General features: G+C 39.8%; 12 protein-coding genes. 4 read left to right on the forward strand and 8 right to left on the reverse strand.

Features of this window, described 5'->3' with window-relative positions:
- The first annotated feature begins 116 nt into the window (after window positions 1–116).
- Window positions 117–713 (forward strand): DUF3347 domain-containing protein, encoded by a 597-nt coding sequence (locus tag ACQ2HE_RS13095; RefSeq protein WP_430896157.1) that lies wholly within the window; start codon window positions 117–119, stop codon window positions 711–713.
- Between the two features lie 39 nt (window positions 714–752).
- Window positions 753–3,110: a TonB-dependent receptor gene (locus ACQ2HE_RS13100; protein WP_430896154.1), complete on the forward strand. Its 2,358-nt coding sequence runs from the start codon at window positions 753–755 to the stop codon at window positions 3,108–3,110.
- A 253-nt stretch (window positions 3,111–3,363) separates the two neighbouring features.
- Here the strand turns inward: ACQ2HE_RS13100 and ACQ2HE_RS13105 are convergent, their stop codons facing one another.
- Both ACQ2HE_RS13105 and ACQ2HE_RS13110 read right to left on the reverse strand, forming a co-directional pair.
- Window positions 3,364–4,920, reverse strand: a complete 1,557-nt coding sequence (locus tag ACQ2HE_RS13105) for an acyl-CoA mutase large subunit family protein (RefSeq protein WP_430896151.1) — start codon at window positions 4,918–4,920, stop codon at window positions 3,364–3,366.
- Between the two features lie 24 nt (window positions 4,921–4,944).
- On the reverse strand, window positions 4,945–5,478 hold the full coding sequence (locus ACQ2HE_RS13110) for a DUF7935 family protein (protein WP_430896149.1): 534 nt from the start codon (window positions 5,476–5,478) through the stop codon (window positions 4,945–4,947).
- 134 nt (window positions 5,479–5,612) lie between these two features.
- Here ACQ2HE_RS13110 and ACQ2HE_RS13115 point away from each other — a divergent pair, with 134 nt between their 5' ends.
- Window positions 5,613–5,957: a HesB/IscA family protein gene (locus tag ACQ2HE_RS13115; RefSeq protein ID WP_430896147.1), complete on the forward strand. Its 345-nt coding sequence runs from the start codon at window positions 5,613–5,615 to the stop codon at window positions 5,955–5,957.
- Window positions 5,958–6,073: 116 nt separating this feature from the next.
- Here ACQ2HE_RS13115 and ACQ2HE_RS13120 read toward each other — a convergent pair whose 3' ends face one another.
- The 5 genes from ACQ2HE_RS13120 to ACQ2HE_RS13140 form a co-directional block, all read right to left on the reverse strand.
- The gene (locus ACQ2HE_RS13120) at window positions 6,074–9,208 is read right to left on the reverse strand and encodes an efflux RND transporter permease subunit (RefSeq protein ID WP_430896144.1); all 3,135 of its coding nucleotides are present in this window, start codon (window positions 9,206–9,208) and stop codon (window positions 6,074–6,076) included.
- 12 nt (window positions 9,209–9,220) lie between these two features.
- Window positions 9,221–10,321 carry an efflux RND transporter periplasmic adaptor subunit gene (locus ACQ2HE_RS13125; RefSeq protein WP_430896141.1) on the reverse strand — a complete coding sequence of 367 codons (1,101 nt, stop codon included), beginning with the start codon at window positions 10,319–10,321 and terminating at the stop codon, window positions 9,221–9,223.
- Between the two features lie 7 nt (window positions 10,322–10,328).
- Entirely contained in the window at window positions 10,329–11,591 is a 1,263-nt protein-coding gene (locus tag ACQ2HE_RS13130; RefSeq protein WP_430896139.1) for a TolC family protein, read from the reverse strand.
- Window positions 11,592–11,686: 95 nt separating this feature from the next.
- The gene (locus tag ACQ2HE_RS13135) at window positions 11,687–12,379 is read right to left on the reverse strand and encodes a response regulator transcription factor (protein ID WP_430896138.1); all 693 of its coding nucleotides are present in this window, start codon (window positions 12,377–12,379) and stop codon (window positions 11,687–11,689) included.
- A gap of 11 nt (window positions 12,380–12,390) precedes the next feature.
- Complete coding sequence (locus ACQ2HE_RS13140; RefSeq protein ID WP_430896137.1) at window positions 12,391–13,653, reverse strand: sensor histidine kinase; 1,263 nt, start codon at window positions 13,651–13,653, stop codon at window positions 12,391–12,393.
- Between the two features lie 190 nt (window positions 13,654–13,843).
- On the opposite strand from ACQ2HE_RS13140, the gene ACQ2HE_RS13145 reads away from it, so the two are divergent.
- A complete protein-coding gene (locus ACQ2HE_RS13145) occupies window positions 13,844–14,065 on the forward strand; it encodes a hypothetical protein (protein ID WP_430896136.1) in 222 nt (73 codons plus the stop codon).
- Window positions 14,066–14,139: 74 nt separating this feature from the next.
- Here the strand turns inward: ACQ2HE_RS13145 and secDF are convergent, their stop codons facing one another.
- Window positions 14,140–17,244 carry a protein translocase subunit SecDF gene (gene secDF, locus ACQ2HE_RS13150; RefSeq protein ID WP_430896134.1) on the reverse strand — a complete coding sequence of 1,035 codons (3,105 nt, stop codon included), beginning with the start codon at window positions 17,242–17,244 and terminating at the stop codon, window positions 14,140–14,142.
- Window positions 17,245–17,334: the final 90 nt, after the last annotated feature.

Genomic DNA, 17,334 nt, shown 5'->3' on the forward strand with positions numbered 1-17,334 from the left:
GACTCTTAAAATCTCCTTCATTTTAAAACCTAAAACCTTGTATTAAAACGAATTACAAATTTACAGGAAACTAGCGGGATCGATTTTATCTTTTAACTTTGCAAAAAAAATATCACATGAACCGTCGCTTTCTTTGGATCCTCCTATTACTTACCTCCGTACTTGCCGTTTATTTTTTATTCTTTAGAAGCAATTCCGGCCCGGATACACCCAAAGACAAGCCCTTGGCCATTGGTGAGAACACCGCAGGTTTTAACGCTTCATTTCAAGAGCTCTTGAAAACCTATGAGGTTTTAAAAGCAGGCTTTACGGCAAGCGATTCAAACGCTGTGAATGCAGCTGCTGCAGCTATCATTATATCTGCCGATAGCTTAAAGACAAATGAAATTCAAGGAGACAGCACAGGAAGTATTAAACTGTTAGCGATTGATTTGGTGAGCTCATTAAGAGCATCTGCAGAGGCGCTTCAGAAAGAAGCTGACTTAGAGGCTAAGAGAACAGAATTCAAAATGATCTCTGAATATCTTTGGAACCTTGCTCGTGTGGTTCAATACAAAGGAGTGAAATTATACTATATCAATTGCAGTTCGGCTTTGAATAACAATGGTGGTTCTTGGATCGCTGCCCAAAAAGAACGGTTGAATCCTTACCTCGGAAAGGAAACACCCGATTGCGCAAATGCTACCGATTCTATCGACTATTCTAAAAACTAATGTTTTTAGATCAACCTTATTCCTAATTTATTGTTTCCAATGTATATGAAGAATGGCGTGTTTGTATTGTTGCTGTTGTTGAATGGGCTGAACTTGTATTCTCAAGAAAAAGCAACGTTGAGTGGATATGTAAAAGACTCTTTGTCTGGTGAAACCCTTATCGGAGCTACCGTTACAATAGTTGGAGCTAACAAAAGCATTGGATCCAATCAATACGGGTTCTATTCCATTACACTACCAAAGGGCACTTATCAGGTGCTCGCCTCCTATACCGGTTACAATCCTCAACTCATCCAAATAAGAATCGATTCCAGCAAGTCCTTTAATTTTGAATTGAAACAGAAATCAGTTTTGCAGGAAGTGGTAGTTTCCAGCAAACGCAAGGATCTAAATGTGACCAGTTCTCAAATGGGCAAGTTTGATTTATCGATGACTCAAATAAAATCAGTTCCTGTTTTGTTTGGTGAGGTGGATATTCTAAAAACATTGCAACTATTACCCGGTATTCGAAATGCAGGTGAAGGAAATACCGGTTTGTATGTAAGGGGCGGTGGACCAGATCAAAATTTGATCCTTCTCGATGATGCAGTGGTTTACAATACCGGTCACTTATTTGGTTTCTTTTCCATTTTTAATTCGGATGCCATCAAGAATACCTCCATTATAAAAGGAGGCATGCCTGCCCAATACGGAGGCCGTATCTCCTCCGTTTTAGATGTGGCAATGAAAGATGGAAATATGAAGAAAACTGAAGTAGAGGGAGGAATTGGTGCCATTGCGTCGCGTTTGAGTATTCAAGGACCATTGAAAAAAGACAAAGCTTCCTATATCATTTCTGCCAGAAGAACATATATCGATGTACTCGCAAAACCATTCATTCCTAAAACAAGCGATTTCTACGGTTCGGGCTATTATTTCTACGATTTGAACACGAAAGTGAACTACAAATTCAGCGATAAGGACCGCTTGTTTATAAGTGGCTATTTTGGACGAGATGTGTTCACCTTCAATAATTCAGGTCAGTCGTTCAAGGCAAATATTCCTTGGGGAAATGCTACCGGTACGGTTAGATGGAATCACGTTTTCAACAAAAAGCTTTTCTCCAATACAACCTTAGTTTACAACGATTACTTTTTTACGTTCTCAGGTGCGCAGAATGATTTCAACATTAGTTTGAATTCTGGTATTCGTGATCTTTCTGGTAAAGTGGATTTTGATTATTACCCTGCACCTCAACACAAGATCAAATACGGTGTTCAGTACACCTATCATAAATTTACCCCTAATGTAGTAAGCGGTAGTCAAGGTTCCACTCAATTCACTCCGAATAATGAAGGCACGAAATATGCGGGTGAAGCAGGACTGTATATTCAACACGATTGGGATGCAACCGATAAACTAAAAGTGAGTTCGGGTCTTCGCTACAGCAGTTTCACTCAAATGGGACCTTATACGGTTTTCGAGAAAGATGTAAACGGTAACAAAACCGATAGCACCTATTATGGAAGAGGTAAGGCGATTCAACAATACGGTGGATTGGAACCTCGATTAACACTCCGCTATACACTAACTGATGAAAGCTCTATTAAGGCTTCTATTACTCGAAATCTCCAGTACATCCATTTAGTAAGCAATGCCGGTTCAACATTACCCACTGATCTTTGGGTTCCTAGTACGTATCGGGTAAAGCCTCAAATTGGATGGCTCTATGCAGCAGGCTATTTCAGGAATTTTAATAACAATATGTGGGAGACCTCTGTTGAATTGTACTATAAGAAAATGGACAATCAAATTGAATACAGGGAAGGTTACACACAAAGTTTAAAGGATCCGGAGGAAGAGTTCATATTTGGAAAGGGATGGAGCTATGGTGCTGAATTTTACATCAACAAAGCAAGAGGTAAGTTCACCGGATGGTTGGGCTATACCTTGAGTTGGACCAATCGCAAATTCGCACAATTGAATGGTGGGGCTACCTATCCGGCAAAATACGATCGTCGCCACGACCTAAGTTTGGTGACTATGTACGAAGTGAATAAAAAATGGAAATTGTCGGGAGTTTTTGTTTACGGCACTGGAAATGCTACCACGCTGCCTGAGCGATTTTATATAGTAAATGGAGTGCTTACGCAGGAATACAGTAAAGTGAATGCTTACAGACTACCGGCTTATCATCGCCTCGATTTCTCAGCAACATATACGCCTATTCCAAAGAAGAAACATTGGTATTCTCACTATTGGGTGTTCAGTGTATACAATGCCTACAATCGAATGAACCCTTATTTCATTTATTTCAATCAGTCGGGAAGTCCTTACGACGGAACATTAAAAGTAGATGCTCGTCAAGTATCCCTCTTCCCCGTAATCCCTACTGCTACACTCAACTTCAAATTCTAGTTTTAGGATTGTAAACAGATACCGGCCACATTGCTCTGAACTTGAGAGTTGTGCTCACTCTTGAGCATAATCCCCATCTCTCATCTCTAAATATTCTTTTGCTTTTCCCCCCTGTTCTTTCTCTGTATTTCATTCCCAAATTCACAAACTCCCTAATTAACCAACTATTTCCCCAGCTGTTCCATTATTAATTATTACTTATTAATTATTAATTACCCTGGCTGTTCCATTCTTAATTCTTAACTCTTAATTCTTACCTGTATTCCCCAAACACCGTCCTCAATTCATCTGCAATTTCTCCCAACGTACATTTATGCTCAACGGCTTCTAAAACAGCTGGCATGATGTTTTCTCCGCTCACAGCCTTATCATTTAGGATTTGTAACAATTGATCAATTTTTGCAGGATCACGCTGACTGCGCAAAGCCTCCAATTTCTGTATTTGAACAGTTCGAATGGAGTCGTCTACTTTTAAGATAGGAATGGGGCTTTCATCATTTACTTGAAAGGAATTCACTCCCACTATTATTTTTTCTTTTGATTCAATTTGACGTTGGTATTCATAAGCGCTTCGGGCAATTTCGTTTTGAATAAAGCCTTGCTCAATGGCGCTAACGCTGCCGCCCATTGCATCTATTTTATGGATCAGATCCCAAGCCTTTTGTGCAATTTCACTGGTCAATTGTTCAATGAAATAGCTTCCCGCTAATGGATCAACTGTATCAGGAGCCCCGCTTTCAAACGCTACAATCTGCTGCGTTCTGAGCGCAATGCGAGCAGCCTCTTCGGTAGGTAAACTGAGCGCTTCATCGTAACCATTGGTATGCAAGCTTTGCGTTCCACCCAAAACTGCTGCTAATGTTTGAATGGTTACTCTGCTGATATTGTTCAATGGCTGTTGCGCTGTTAATGTACTTCCGCCCGTTTGAGTATGAAAACGAAGCATCATGGCTTTGGGATCGGTGGCGCCTAACTCTTTCATGATTTGCGCCCACATCATTCTTGCCGCACGAAATTTTGCTACTTCCTCAAATAAATTGTTATGCGCATTAAAGAAGAAACTCAATCTTTTTCCAAACACATTAATATCCAACCCCTTTTCGAGAGCGGCTTGAACATATGCTTTTCCGTTACTGAGTGTAAAGGCGATTTCTTGAACAGCCGTACTTCCTGCTTCACGAATATGATATCCCGAAATTGAAATGGTGTTCCATTTTGGCACTTCCTGACTGCACCATTGAAAGATATCGGTAATGATGCGCATGGAGGGTTTGGGAGGATAGATATAGGTTCCTCTGGCAGCGTATTCTTTTAAGATGTCGTTTTGAATGGTTCCGCTGATCTTCTTGAGGTCAGCTCCTTGTTGTTTGGCAAGTGCTACATAGAAAGCAAGTAAAATATAACCCGTTGCATTGATGGTCATAGAAGTTGAAACTTCTTCCAGCTTGATTCCTTTGAAAAGGCGCTGCATGTCTTCAATGCTATCAATGGCAACTCCCACTTTTCCTACTTCTCCTTCGGAGAGTTCATGGTCGCTATCGTATCCTATTTGAGTAGGGAGGTCGAATGCAACACTCAGCCCGTTCACCCCTTGTTTCAAAAGGTAATGATACCGTTCATTGCTTTCTTCGGCAGTACTGAAGCCGGCGTACTGACGCATCGTCCACAGCTTCCCACGGTACATATCGGGTTGAACGCCTCTTGTATAGGGATACTGCCCCGGAGAACTGAGATAGCCCAAGTCGGGATGCTGATTGTACAATTCCTTGATTTCAATACCACTGTCCGTAAAACGTTGAGTGCCGCTCATAAACAACAATTTTGGAATGAGAATCTATTTCAAAAGCTTTTTAGCTTCAAAAGTCAATGCTTCACTTACTACTTCCTGCAAGGAAACTTTCGGATTATTCATCACCATTTCAAGAATCGCCTTGGCTAAGTCTGTTCCGCTGGCTTCTGCCGGCATAAATCCTGCCACCTGGTTGATGATCAAAATGTTTTGATCTTTCATGTTTTTTACGGCATCCCAAGCTTCTTGACTTACATAGATCTGTTGGGTAATGTTATAATCGAATTCCTGGCGAATGGTTTGAGTCAATAATAATTGCATTTCCTTTAAACTCAGCCCGGGTTGATTCACACGAGTAATGAGGTTGGGAAGTGAAATACGGTCAATCAGAAGAATCAAGCGTTCATACGCCTGTAATTGCATGTTGGAAGAGGCTTTTTCTTTAGGACTGTTCTGGGCATTCAGTTGCTCTAAATGCTCTTGTTTTAGATCTTTTCTGAGCTTCAATTGGAAGTAAAGAAACGCACCTCCAATAGCAAAAGCAATCAATATCGCCCAGATCATTTGTTCCGTGGTCATAAAATAGGATGATTTTGTATGGTAAAATTAACGATTGTAAGCGGAACTTATTGAGTATAAATCAACTAATTGACGGAAATTTAGCAGATTTTGAATCTGCGAAATACTTTGTAATTTTGTCAAAATTTGAGTGTATGGAACTTACGATGACGGCTCCGATAGCTTTTACAGAAAATGCCATCAACGAAATCAAACGTTTAATGGCGGCACCGGGCTTCAACACAACTGAATACCTCCGCGTTGGCGTAAAAGGTGGTGGTTGCTCCGGTATGACCTATGTACTAGGTTTCGATAAGAAAGAAGAAAATGACGAACAGTTCGAATTCGAAGGACTGAGTTTTATAATGAACAAGGCCCACGGAATCTATTTGATGGGAATGGAAGTTGATTGGCAAGATGGCTTGAACGCCCGCGGTTTTGTGTTCAATAACCCAAATGCCTCTAAAACCTGTGGCTGCGGTACTTCATTTGCAGTTTAAGTTAACTTCTTTTCATACAAAAAGTCCCGTTCAACGAGCGGGACTTTTTTATTTCTAGCCTAAAGCCTAAAGCCCAAAGCCTAAAGCCCAAAGCCTAATACCTAACACCCAAACCTCTACTGCACCAACCCCGATTTCTTCAATATTCTCCTGTTTTCTCTTCGGTGCATAAACCGATACACCATCGCGTAAATAATAGGTAGTATCAAAAGCGTTAAGAAAGTAGCTGTTACCAGCCCTCCAATTACTACGATCGCCAAAGGTTTTTGAGTTTCGCTTCCAATACCGGTTGAAATTGCAGCCGGCAACAAGCCAATCATCGCCATCAGTGCTGTCATGATTACCGGACGAACTCTTGAACGAACGCCTTCTTTAATGGCAGCATCTAAATGATAGCCCTCTTCCAACAATTTTCGGAATACACTGATTAGTATCACTCCATTTTGAATACATACTCCAAACAAGGCGATAAAACCAATACCGGCAGATATGCTGAAGTTCATTCCGGTTACATGCAAGGCCATGATTCCTCCAATGAGTGCAAAAGGTACGTTCATGATAGTTAGAAACGCATCTTTTACATTACCAAAAGTGATGAACAAAATGATAAAGATGGCCAGCAAACACAGGGGCACTACTCGAGCAAGTGTACCCGCGGCACGTTGCTGATTTTCGAATTCTCCATTCCAAGTAATACGATACCCTGTTTTTAAATGCACGATTTGATTCACTTTTTCTTGCGCTTCAGCAATGGTACTTCCTAAGTCGCGCTCTCGTATAGAGAATTTTACGGCAATATAACGGGTATTGTTGTCGCGATAAACGAAAGCCGGACCCGTTAGCGTTCGAATGGTAGCAATTTCTTTAAGTGGGATTTTGCTGCCATCATTGGCGGGTACCATTAACTGTTCAATGGCCTCCTGTGTATCACGGAATTCTTTCTGATACCGAAGTCGAACATCAAACTTGCGCTCTCCTTCATAAAGTTGAGTGGCAGCCTTTCCACCAATGGCCATTTCAATAACAGCATTGGCATCGGCAGTTGTGATGCCATATAAAGCCATCTTTTGCTGATCGAGTTCAATTCTAAACTCGGGTTGGCCGAGGTTTCGCAACACTCCCAAATCTTCAATGCCGCGAACTGTTTTCAATATTTTGAGTAGAGTGTCGGCTTTCTTATCCAATTCATCAAAATCGGGACCGAATACCTTCACCGCTAAAGCCGCATTCACACCTGCTACCGCTTCTTCCACATTATCACGTATCGGCTGAGAGTAATTGAATACAATACCGGGTATTTTTCGGAGCTGCTCATCCATTTCTTCAATCAATTGTTCCACACTTAAATCGCGTTTCCACTCTTTCTTTGGTTTTAAGTCTACCTGAATCTGTACGTTGAAAAATCCTTTCGGATCAGTACCGTCATTGGTACGACCAACTTGTGACAAGGTTTGTTTCACTTCCTCAAACTTCGATAGAATATCGATCATTTTATTGGAAACGCTGTTAGCTTCAGTTATGGATACACTCATAGGAAGTTCCGCTTCCACCCACAATGCACCTTCATTTAGTTCAGGCAAAAATTCCGTTCCTAGAAAGCGAGCCGAGAAAAAAGTTAATGCCATTACGCCAACTGCTATTAGCAGACTTTTCTTTTGGTTGCGGTAAATTTTATCGAGTAAATTTCCAATACCATGTTCGAAGAAATGAACAATTGGATTGTGTTTTTCCCTTACGTTTTTTCTTAACAAAATGCTCGACAAAGCGGGCACAAGAGTAAGCGTATAAATTAAGGCACCAAGCAAAGCAAAGCCCAGTGTATAGGCGAGGGGAGAGAACATTTTGCCTTCTACTTTTTGGAAAGCAAAGATGGGAACCAAGCAGGTTAAAATAATAAGCTTTGAAAAGAAAATGGCTTTTCCCATTTCTGTTCCTTTGTTTTTAAACAAACCTAGTTTGGCCAATAGATTGAATTTCTCCATGCCCACTTGTTTGGCTCTGGCATCCAATGCTACAAACAGCCCTTCTACCATTACAACTGCACCGTCAATAATGATCCCAAAGTCCACAGCCCCCATGCTTAATAGGTTTGCGCTCATTCCTTTTATACGCATACAAAAGAAGGCAAACAATAGACTCAAGGGAATAATGATGCTTACTATTAAAGTAGTTCTCCAATCGGCCATGAAGATCAAAACAATCAATGTAACCAAAAGGATCCCTTCAATTAGATTATGAATCACTGTTTCCTGAGCATAATCCATCAAATTCGTACGATCATAGAATACATCGATAGTTACTTCTTTAGGTAGCACTTGCTCATTCAACTCTTTTACTTTTTCCCGCACTCGCTCCAATACTTCACTCGGATTTTCTCCTTTTCGCATCACCACAATTCCTTCGATTACGTCCTCCTGCTTATCACGCGCAACATGCCCTAGCCGGGGCTTTCCCGATTCTTTTACTTTCGCTACATTTTTTATGAGTAGCGGTACGCCGTTGGTTTTGGTGATAATGATGTTTTCAATATCAACACTATCATTCAAAATTCCGATTCCGCGTACTACGTACGATTGACCGTTTCGTTCAATTACATCCCCTCCAACATTGATATTGCTCTTTGCAATAGCAGCATATACATCAAGCGACGTTAAATTGTATTTGGTGAGCAGTTCCGGTTGAACACTTACTTCAAAGACCTTCTCCTCCCCACCAAAACTATTCACATCTGCTATACCCGGAACTGATTTAAATTGACGATCAAGCACCCAGTTTTGAATAGTAGTGAGCTCACGAATAGATTTGGTCTTACTTTTTAGAGTGTAGCGGAATATTTCTCCTGTTGGGCCATAGGGCGGTTGCACATCGGGTTTCACTCCGTCCGGTAAATCGGCATTGCTCAATCTGCTCAATACCTGTTGGCGCGCAAAAGCATCGTCAACTCCGTCGTCAAATATGATTCGTATATAACACAACCCAAATGCAGAAGTTGTTCTAAGGTTCGATTTCTTTTGAACAGAATTCAAAACCGTTTCCATTGGAATGGTTACGAATTTCTCCACTTCTTCGGCGCTCCTTCCGGGCCATTGTGCGATAATTACTACCTGCGTATTGGTAACATCCGGAAAGGTTTCAATAGGAGTTTCTCTATAGCTCCATATCCCAATCGCCACCATAACTCCCGTTAAGAAAAAAATGAAATAGCGATGCCTCAGCGAAAAATGAATGATTTGTTTAATGAATTTTTGCATTGCAATCGCTTTTTAGTCTTCTTTGATTCCGTTGTAAATCAAAATCTGGTTCTTTGTAATGATCTTAGTTCCGGGCTCTAAGGCATCTTCCAAATACACGATTTGCGAAGTCTGTTGCTTTATTTTTACTTCTAATACCGCGATATCACAATCGGCCTTGTAAACAATAATGTAGCTTTTGCCATGGTCAGAAATAATGGCACTAGCCGAAACTGCCGCCGCCTTCTTGGTTGATTTATTCTTTACATGAATGGTAGCAAACATCTCCGGTTTTAAGAGGTGATGCGTGTTGTTGATTCGAATCCTTACTTTCATTACTTTGGTTACCGGATCCAATACTTGATTCACTTTGTCGATCACTCCAACAAAGGAAGTGTCGGGATACGCTAACGTACTTACTGAAACACTGGCGCCTTCTCTAATTTTTGCAATATCGGTCTCATACACATTGGCCCATACCCAAACTTCTTCAATGGAACCAACAGTAAACAAAGATTGACTGTTATCGTTTCTGATGAATGCGCCTTGACTGATGTCTTTTGAAACTAGGTATCCAGAAATTGGGGCACTTATCGCATAGCTACCGGAAGCATCTGTCTTTCCGTTCCCATTAATGCGAATAGATTCATTTATTTTTCGGTATTGTGTTTCAGCTTTTGATAATTCTTCTTTTGCCTCCAACATTTCCTTTTCACTGGCAATTCCGTTTTTGAATAAGCTGTTGATGTTTTCGAATTGTTTTTTAGCCAGCGTAACATCGTTACCGGCACTGTTTAAATCGGAATACAATCCGGCAATGTCAGCACTTTTGATTCTCGCCAAAACCTGACCTTTTTGAACCGGATCTCCAATACTGCCCAGCGTTTCTAAAACTTGCCCGCTACTAAAGGGATAAATTTTAACCACTTTGTTTTCATTGAAGCTAATTTCCCCCGATAGTTTCAAATCTTCATCTACGAATTGAATTGATATGGTGTCAATTGAAATCATCTTTTTGAGAGAATCAGAGAGACAATAGCGCGTTTCTGTCTTCTTTTCTTCAACTGGCTTTGATTTACAAGAATGTAGGGTAGTGGTAAATATGACAAAGGCCAAAATTCTGGTTATATTCATGACAGGCTTATTTGATAATTTGAAGGGTAGTATTTGTAGAATAGTTCAACTGAGCGAATGACTGCCACCAAAGGAGCTTTCGATCGATGATTAATTTATTGCTCTCCTTATAGGTTTGAAAGAAGTCAATGAACTCAAGAAAATTTATTTGACGATTTTGATAGCTCTCCGTCATTTTTTGCATCATCTCTTGCATGCTTGTTGATACAACAGCACCACTCATAAGTAATTTTTCAACGTTCAAATAATTGGAAAGCGATGCCCATACTTCCTTTTCTATGCTTTGCTGGAGATCTTCTGTTTGAACTTTTTGCTGTAATACCTGAGCAGAGGCTGCTTTTATATTTCCCTTGTTTTTGTTGAACAAAGGAATTGGAAGAGAAATACTCAATCCGTAATAATTAGGCAGGTAAGAGCTTAATCGATCGTATTCTACACCTGCAGTAATATCAGGATAAACCAAGGATTTCTGATAATTCAAATTGTGTAGGCTCTGTTGAGCCGATAGTTTCGCCAAATTGAGATCGGGTCTATTCTTATTGGCGCTATCCAGCAAACTATTGTAGTCTCCGAGGGTGAATTTTGAAACAGGAATAGGACTACCGGTTTCTGCAACTAAAAAGGTGTCGTTTTGAATTCTTAGTAAAGCCTTCAAGTACTGTTGTTGATTCAATACCTCAGTTTGAATATCAAACCGCTCTTTTGAATTTAGCTGCTGTAAAGCTTGTACTCTCGTTAATTCTTTCAGTGAAATGTATCCCTTTTGGTAGCGTTCTTCACTTGCTTTTACCAATGTTGAAAGAAGCTGAGCTTCATTTGAATTTAAAGTCAAATACGATTGGCTCTGTTCTAATCCCAAATACGCTTGTGTGATACTGAACTTAAGTTGACGAAGCAGCTCTTTCCAACCTTCTTTCGATTTTAGAATTTCATCTTCGTATGAGAGAAGAAGTTTGTTACGTTTACCTGCAGTTTTAATTAACTGCTGAATTTGTATAAAAATTTGCCCCCTAGTGGCAGTATGTTTAAAGAATTGACCATCGTAAATTGATTGATCGGTATTCAATACCGGATTGTCCCAATAGCTTGCCTGCTCTTTTAATGCAGTGGCGATTTCAATATTGTAATTGGCACTTATTAACTGTAGATTTCGCGGTAAAAAAAGTGCTTCTATCGACGGGAGATCCAGCTTTAATGTATCTGTTTTCGTTTGACAAATGCTGTTTTGATATGCAAGACTGCATATCAAAACTACTACGAATTTGCGCATAGTTTTGTAGGTGTTCTAGGTATGCTACAAAACTCATTATAACATTGGTTAATACGCAGATTACATATGTTATTTATCAGTTAACGGACCTGATATTACATAACGTTCGCATTGAAACGAAAGCCAACTCCATGAATGGTTTCTAGAATGATCTCCGGATCTGCTTTAAAATGCTTTCTTAATTTAGCCATGAATACGTCCATACTTCTGCCTAAGAAGTAATCGTCTTTTCCCCAAACATGTAGCAATACTTCTTCACGTTTCAATACCTTATTGGGTTGCTCACATAGAAACTTCAACAAATCGGCTTCTCTTTGCGTGAGTGAAGAAACCTGATCTCCATAACTTAATTTAAGGTCTGTAAAAGAGAAATTCATTTTACCAATAGTGAACTGCACTTTGCCATCGGAATGCAGTTTCTTCGTTCTTTTTAAAAAAACTTCAATTCTCATGATCAGTTCCTTAATACTGAATGGCTTGGCGATGTAATCATCGGCACCTGTTTGAAATCCTTTGATACGATCGTCCTCCATTGAACGAGCTGTAATAAATAGGATAGGCACTACATCACTCATCTGACGAATTTTCTTTGCTACCGCAAAGCCGTCTTTCACTGGCATCATCACATCTAGTAAACAAAGATCGATTTTGGATTTGTCGTATGAATCAATGGCCGACTGACCATCTGTACAATGAATTACTTCAAATTGTGCGTCTTCAAGACTGTCCTTAATTACATAACCAAGTTGCTCGTCGTCTTCTGCTAAAAGAATAGTTGCTCTTGCCATATGAGTTGATATTAAATAGGTAATTTAATTTTGAATTCAGTTCCAATTCCGGGGATACTGTTTAAACTGATTGATCCGTGATGGGCGTCTATCACCTTCTTTACGAAATTTAGTCCCAATCCAAATCCTTTCACATCGTGAACATCACCGGTTGGTACCCTGAAAAATTTATTGAATAGCTGTCGATGGTATTTCTTATCAATCCCGATCCCATTATCTTTCACAGAGATGGAAATATGCTCCACATCTCTTTTAGTACTCACTATAATTTTTGGATCCTTTGAATACTTAATTGAATTTTCAACAAGGTTAACAATCGATTGGGTGATGTAGATGGGGTCAATAGCTGCATTTAAAACTCCTTCTTCCAAATTCAATTCTATTCTTGCCGATTTCGAAACGGCCAAGGGCTCCAACTGCTCCACTGCCGTTCTTATAATTTGATTGATATCATTAATTGACATAGAGAGCGGCAAATGAGTGCTTTCCGTTTTTGCCATATTCAGCAATTTTTCTACTTGCTTTTCCAAGTGCTCATTTTGATTTTCAATGATATTTACATACTTATGTAATTTCTCCGGCTTAGATTCGATCCCTTCTTGTTTTAATACACCGGCTGCAATTTTTACGACTGCCAGTGGAGTTTTGAATTCGTGCGTGAAATTATTAACGAAGTCTTTCTGAATTTCAGTCAAGAACTTTTGACGGTATAAGAAGAAAATGGATACTGTTAACCCAATCAGTACTACAATCAAGGCCCCACTACTAATGATCCAAAAACGCATTTGATTCATTACATAACGCTCCCGATGTGGAAAGTATAGCATGATATAGGGGGTATTCTTTGGTAGTACATTCAGTTCATAGCTTTTTTCCTTTTTGTAACGCGATGCTACGGTAGACAAATAATAGAGCTGGTCAAATTTTTCGTCTCCAGGTGTATAAAATGCATATACAACATCTGTGAGTACATCGAAGTCTTCTAATTCTAATTTTAAGTATTCAGTTAACGTATCTCTATTGGGTAGCACTTTTACTTTAAAAAGGAAATGATCGGTTTCCGGATGTTCAACCAAGCTCTGTAGGTTTAAAGTAGGGTTGTCTACCATTGCTACATCTTCATACAAGCCTCTAATTGCTTTTACAACATTTAAGTTGAATGTTTTTTGTTCAAAAGAGTAGACCTTATTTAGCCATACAATTTGAGTAATAATAATGGCACCAATTAGTAAACTGGCACTCAATACAAACCATTTTAAATGTTGCGCTCTCATGCACTACAAAATTGCGACGTTAGCATTTGTTAACCCAGTTTTATTGGTTAATCACTTGTTAACAACTGTTAACGATTTGATTTACAATAATTAGCATTCAAATAAGGTCCGTTAATCCGCTGTTAAGCAGGATCTGTTTTCGTTTCTGAAACTATTTAATGAATAGCTTCACAATGTTAAACACATTCATATGAAAAGGATTCTTGGAACTATTGGTGTATTGTTGGTAACTATAGCCTCCGTTCAGGCTCAGACAAAGCCAATGAAAACGCCACCGAAACATGTGGCAGCAATCGCTTCTAAAAAAAATGTTGATACAGTATCAAAGAAAGGAGTGGTAGTTGTAAAAAAGGAGGAGAAGAAAGCCGTGGTACACAAACACACTCACCAGGCGAAAGTGGTGAAGTCTTAATTGTCTCTTTTCGTAACATGCGCCAATAAAAAAACCGCTCCATTTGGAGCGGTTTTTATTTTATGAATACGTTTTTACGATTTCTTTTCAGCTACTTCCTTCGATTCTCCGAGAGGCTTTTTCTTTCCGAAATCCATCAGAATTGGAGCCGCCACAAAGATAGAAGAGTAGGTACCGGTAACCACACCAATTAACATAGCGAAAGCAAATCCTTTCGTTACTTCACCACCTACTAAGAACAGGATCAAAATGGTTAAGAACACCGTTAATGAAGTCATGATCGTTCTACTTAATGTATCGTTGATCGCTTTATTAATGATAGTGCCTTTAGGTGATCCGTGCATGCTATGACTGTATTCACGTACGCGGTCGAATACAATTACAGTATCGTTCATTGAGAAACCAATTACGGTAAGAATCGCCGCAATGAAGTGTTGGTCAATTTCCAATGGGAATGGAACGATGTCTTTTAAGAAAGAGAACACCGCTAGCGTTACCAATACGTCGTGCAACAATGCGATGATCGTACCCAATGAGTATCTCCAATCGCGGAAACGAATAAAGATATATGCTGCGATAATTATTAAGCTCCAGAATGTAGCCCATTGCGCACCTGCTTTCAAGTCGTCAGAAATGGTAGGGTCAACCTTCTTCGTTCCTTGTACCCATTTGTTTGTACTCATGAATTCATCTCTTGTTGCAGAAGCAGGCAAGAATGATTTCAAACCTTCGTATAAGGTGCCACGAACTGTTGAGTCTACTGCAGGACCAACTTCAGTGATCTTGTAATCAGTAGTGATCTCCAAAGTAGTTGTAGAACCATAAGTTTTGATTACCGGGAATTTGCCGAAAGTTTTATCCAAACCATCACGAACTGCATCAACGTTTACCGGTTTCGCGAAGTTTACAACATAACTTCTACCACCACTGAATTCAACACCTTCATTAAAACCATGGAACACCGCACCTACACCCAATATCAATACCACTACCGATATAATGTAAGCTACTTTTCTGTATTCAATGAATTTGAAAGCAGCATGCTTGAAGATTGACTTTGATAAACCGGTAAAATAATTGAAGTGACGGTTTTTATTGGTCCAGAAATCTGTTACCAAACGAGATACCATGATACCGCAGAACAAGCTTAATACGATACCCAACATCTGAGTAGTAGCAAATCCTAATACTGGTCCTAGTCCGAAATAAGCTAGGATCGCAGCAGTTAAGAAAGTGGTAACGTGCGCATCTAATACCGGTGGTAATGAGCGCTTGTAACCAATTTTAACGGCTTCATTGTGAGTTAACCCTCTAGCCAATTCTTCTTTAATACGCTCAAAAATGATTACGTTGGTGTCTACTGCCATACCAATGGTCAGTACCAAACCCGCAATACCCGGAGCAGTTAAGGTGGCGTGTAATGAACTTAACACCCCAATTGTGAAGAGCAAGTTCAAGATCAATGCAATGTTAGCTACAATACCTGCTGTATTATAATATACTAACATTAGAACGAAGATCACGATAAATGAAATAGTGAAACTCATGATACCACCGTCAACAGCTGCAGCTCCCAAAGTAGGACCTACTACCTGTTCTTGAACGATTTTTGCAGGAGCTTCTAACTTACCTGACTTTAAAATATTTGCAAGGTCAACTGCTTCTTCTAAAACCAAGTTCTTTTGTTTAGAACTTCCGCTTCCCATCGTAATTTGAGAGTTCCCCCCTTCAATTTTTTGGTTAACGTTTGGTGCAGAATAAACAATGTCATCCAATACGATAGCAATTGGTTTGTTTACGTTACGACCGGTCATATCTGCCCAACGCTGGCCACCACTTGGCGTCATGCTCATTGAAACAGTGATATTTCCGAGTTGATCGTAGTCTTGTTGCGAGTTCTCAATTACATCTCCTTCAATTTCTGCCTTATCTCTACCGGGTACGGTTTTGATAGCATACAATTGTAAAACAGGAGAGAGGGCGCCGTTATCATCGCGGTTTTGCTTGCTCCACAAAAACTTAAGGTTTTGTGGGAAGTTGTTGCGAACAGCTGGGATCGCCAAGTATTGGTTTACTTTGGCGGTATCCTTGATCAAAGAATACCCCATGGCCGCACCAAAGCTTTGACGTCTTGATTCTTGATCAACATATGGTTGAGCAGGATTTAAGACGCGGAATAACGGCTGTGTTTTATTCGCAGCTAAAATGCTGTCAGCTTGCTTTTGAAGTGAATCAGCTTTAGCAATATTTACCGAATCTTTGAGGCTTTTCAAGCTGTCAATTGTTTTCTGTGTAGTAGAATCAATCTTCGTTGCTTTATCGCCATTCAGAATTTGCTCAAGGGCTTTATCAGCAGCTTGGAATCCTGAAACCAAAGCTCCGTCATTTAGGGTATATACTTCCCAGAATTGGAGGTTGGCAGTAGACTGTAAGTATTTACGTACACGCTCAGGATCAGTGGCACCGGCCAATTCTACTGTGATGATACCTTTGTTCTCATCTAGGTTGATATTAGGCTGAGCAACGCCAAATTTATCAATACGACGACGAAGAACCTGATAGGTTTGGTTCATCGCATTGTTTGCTTCTGATTTAATGTAACTCAATACATCATTATCGCTTGCATTGATATTAAGCTTGTTTCTGTTTGAATTCGCAAATTGCGGAGCCAGCTTATCTGCCGGGTTGTTTTTCTTGAATGCAGCAGCGAAAAGATCAATAAAGTTTTGATCACTGGTAACTTTAGCTGCTTGAGCATCTGCAATTGCTTTCGTAATGCGAGGATCTTGTGGATTGTTTGCCAAACCTTTGATTAAACCATCTAAAGCGATATCCATTGTTACGTTGATACCTCCTTGAAGGTCGAGACCTAACAATAACTCACTTTCTTTTGCTTTCTGATACGTGTCGCCCCACCAAGTAATCTTTTTGTCTTTCGAAGCTTCGAGCAAGCTGTCTTTGTAATCATTGGTGTAATGATCCAAAGTGTCTTGATACAATGCTTGTGCTTCTTTGTTGCCGGGATACTTTGCTTGGGCTGAAGGGTAGGTACGTTGGGTATGGCTCAATGCCTTGGCTGCAATCTCGCTTTCATGGCTGTTTACAAACCATGTGAAAGAAAGCTGGTACACTGAAATACCAATCAATAAAGCCGTAAAAATGCTTACCAGTGCTCTCATTGCGTTTTGTTTATTTTTTTAAGAGTGGGCAAAGATAGGGTTTTCGACCTATTTTGTAAATTCAAAATGGCGCTGAAAATAAGGTTTTTA

Origin of the sequence: Endoryza foliicola (assembly GCF_050589245.1) — a bacterium.
In the GTDB taxonomy this organism is placed as follows: domain Bacteria; phylum Bacteroidota; class Bacteroidia; order Chitinophagales; family Chitinophagaceae; genus Endoryza; species Endoryza foliicola.

Coding starts and splice junctions, on each gene's coding strand:
- ACQ2HE_RS13095 (WP_430896157.1), top strand. CDS start 117: ATGAACCGTCGCTTTCTTTGGATCCTCCTATTACTTACCTCCGTACTT.
- ACQ2HE_RS13105 (WP_430896151.1), bottom strand. CDS start 4,920: ATGAGCGGCACTCAACGTTTTACGGACAGTGGTATTGAAATCAAGGAA.
- ACQ2HE_RS13135 (WP_430896138.1), bottom strand. CDS start 12,379: ATGGCAAGAGCAACTATTCTTTTAGCAGAAGACGACGAGCAACTTGGT.
- ACQ2HE_RS13125 (WP_430896141.1), bottom strand. CDS start 10,321: ATGAATATAACCAGAATTTTGGCCTTTGTCATATTTACCACTACCCTA.
- ACQ2HE_RS13100 (WP_430896154.1), top strand. CDS start 753: ATGTATATGAAGAATGGCGTGTTTGTATTGTTGCTGTTGTTGAATGGG.
- ACQ2HE_RS13130 (WP_430896139.1), bottom strand. CDS start 11,591: ATGCGCAAATTCGTAGTAGTTTTGATATGCAGTCTTGCATATCAAAAC.
- ACQ2HE_RS13145 (WP_430896136.1), top strand. CDS start 13,844: ATGAAAAGGATTCTTGGAACTATTGGTGTATTGTTGGTAACTATAGCC.
- ACQ2HE_RS13120 (WP_430896144.1), bottom strand. CDS start 9,208: ATGCAAAAATTCATTAAACAAATCATTCATTTTTCGCTGAGGCATCGC.
- ACQ2HE_RS13110 (WP_430896149.1), bottom strand. CDS start 5,478: ATGACCACGGAACAAATGATCTGGGCGATATTGATTGCTTTTGCTATT.
- ACQ2HE_RS13140 (WP_430896137.1), bottom strand. CDS start 13,653: ATGAGAGCGCAACATTTAAAATGGTTTGTATTGAGTGCCAGTTTACTA.
- secDF (WP_430896134.1), bottom strand. CDS start 17,244: ATGAGAGCACTGGTAAGCATTTTTACGGCTTTATTGATTGGTATTTCA.
- ACQ2HE_RS13115 (WP_430896147.1), top strand. CDS start 5,613: ATGGAACTTACGATGACGGCTCCGATAGCTTTTACAGAAAATGCCATC.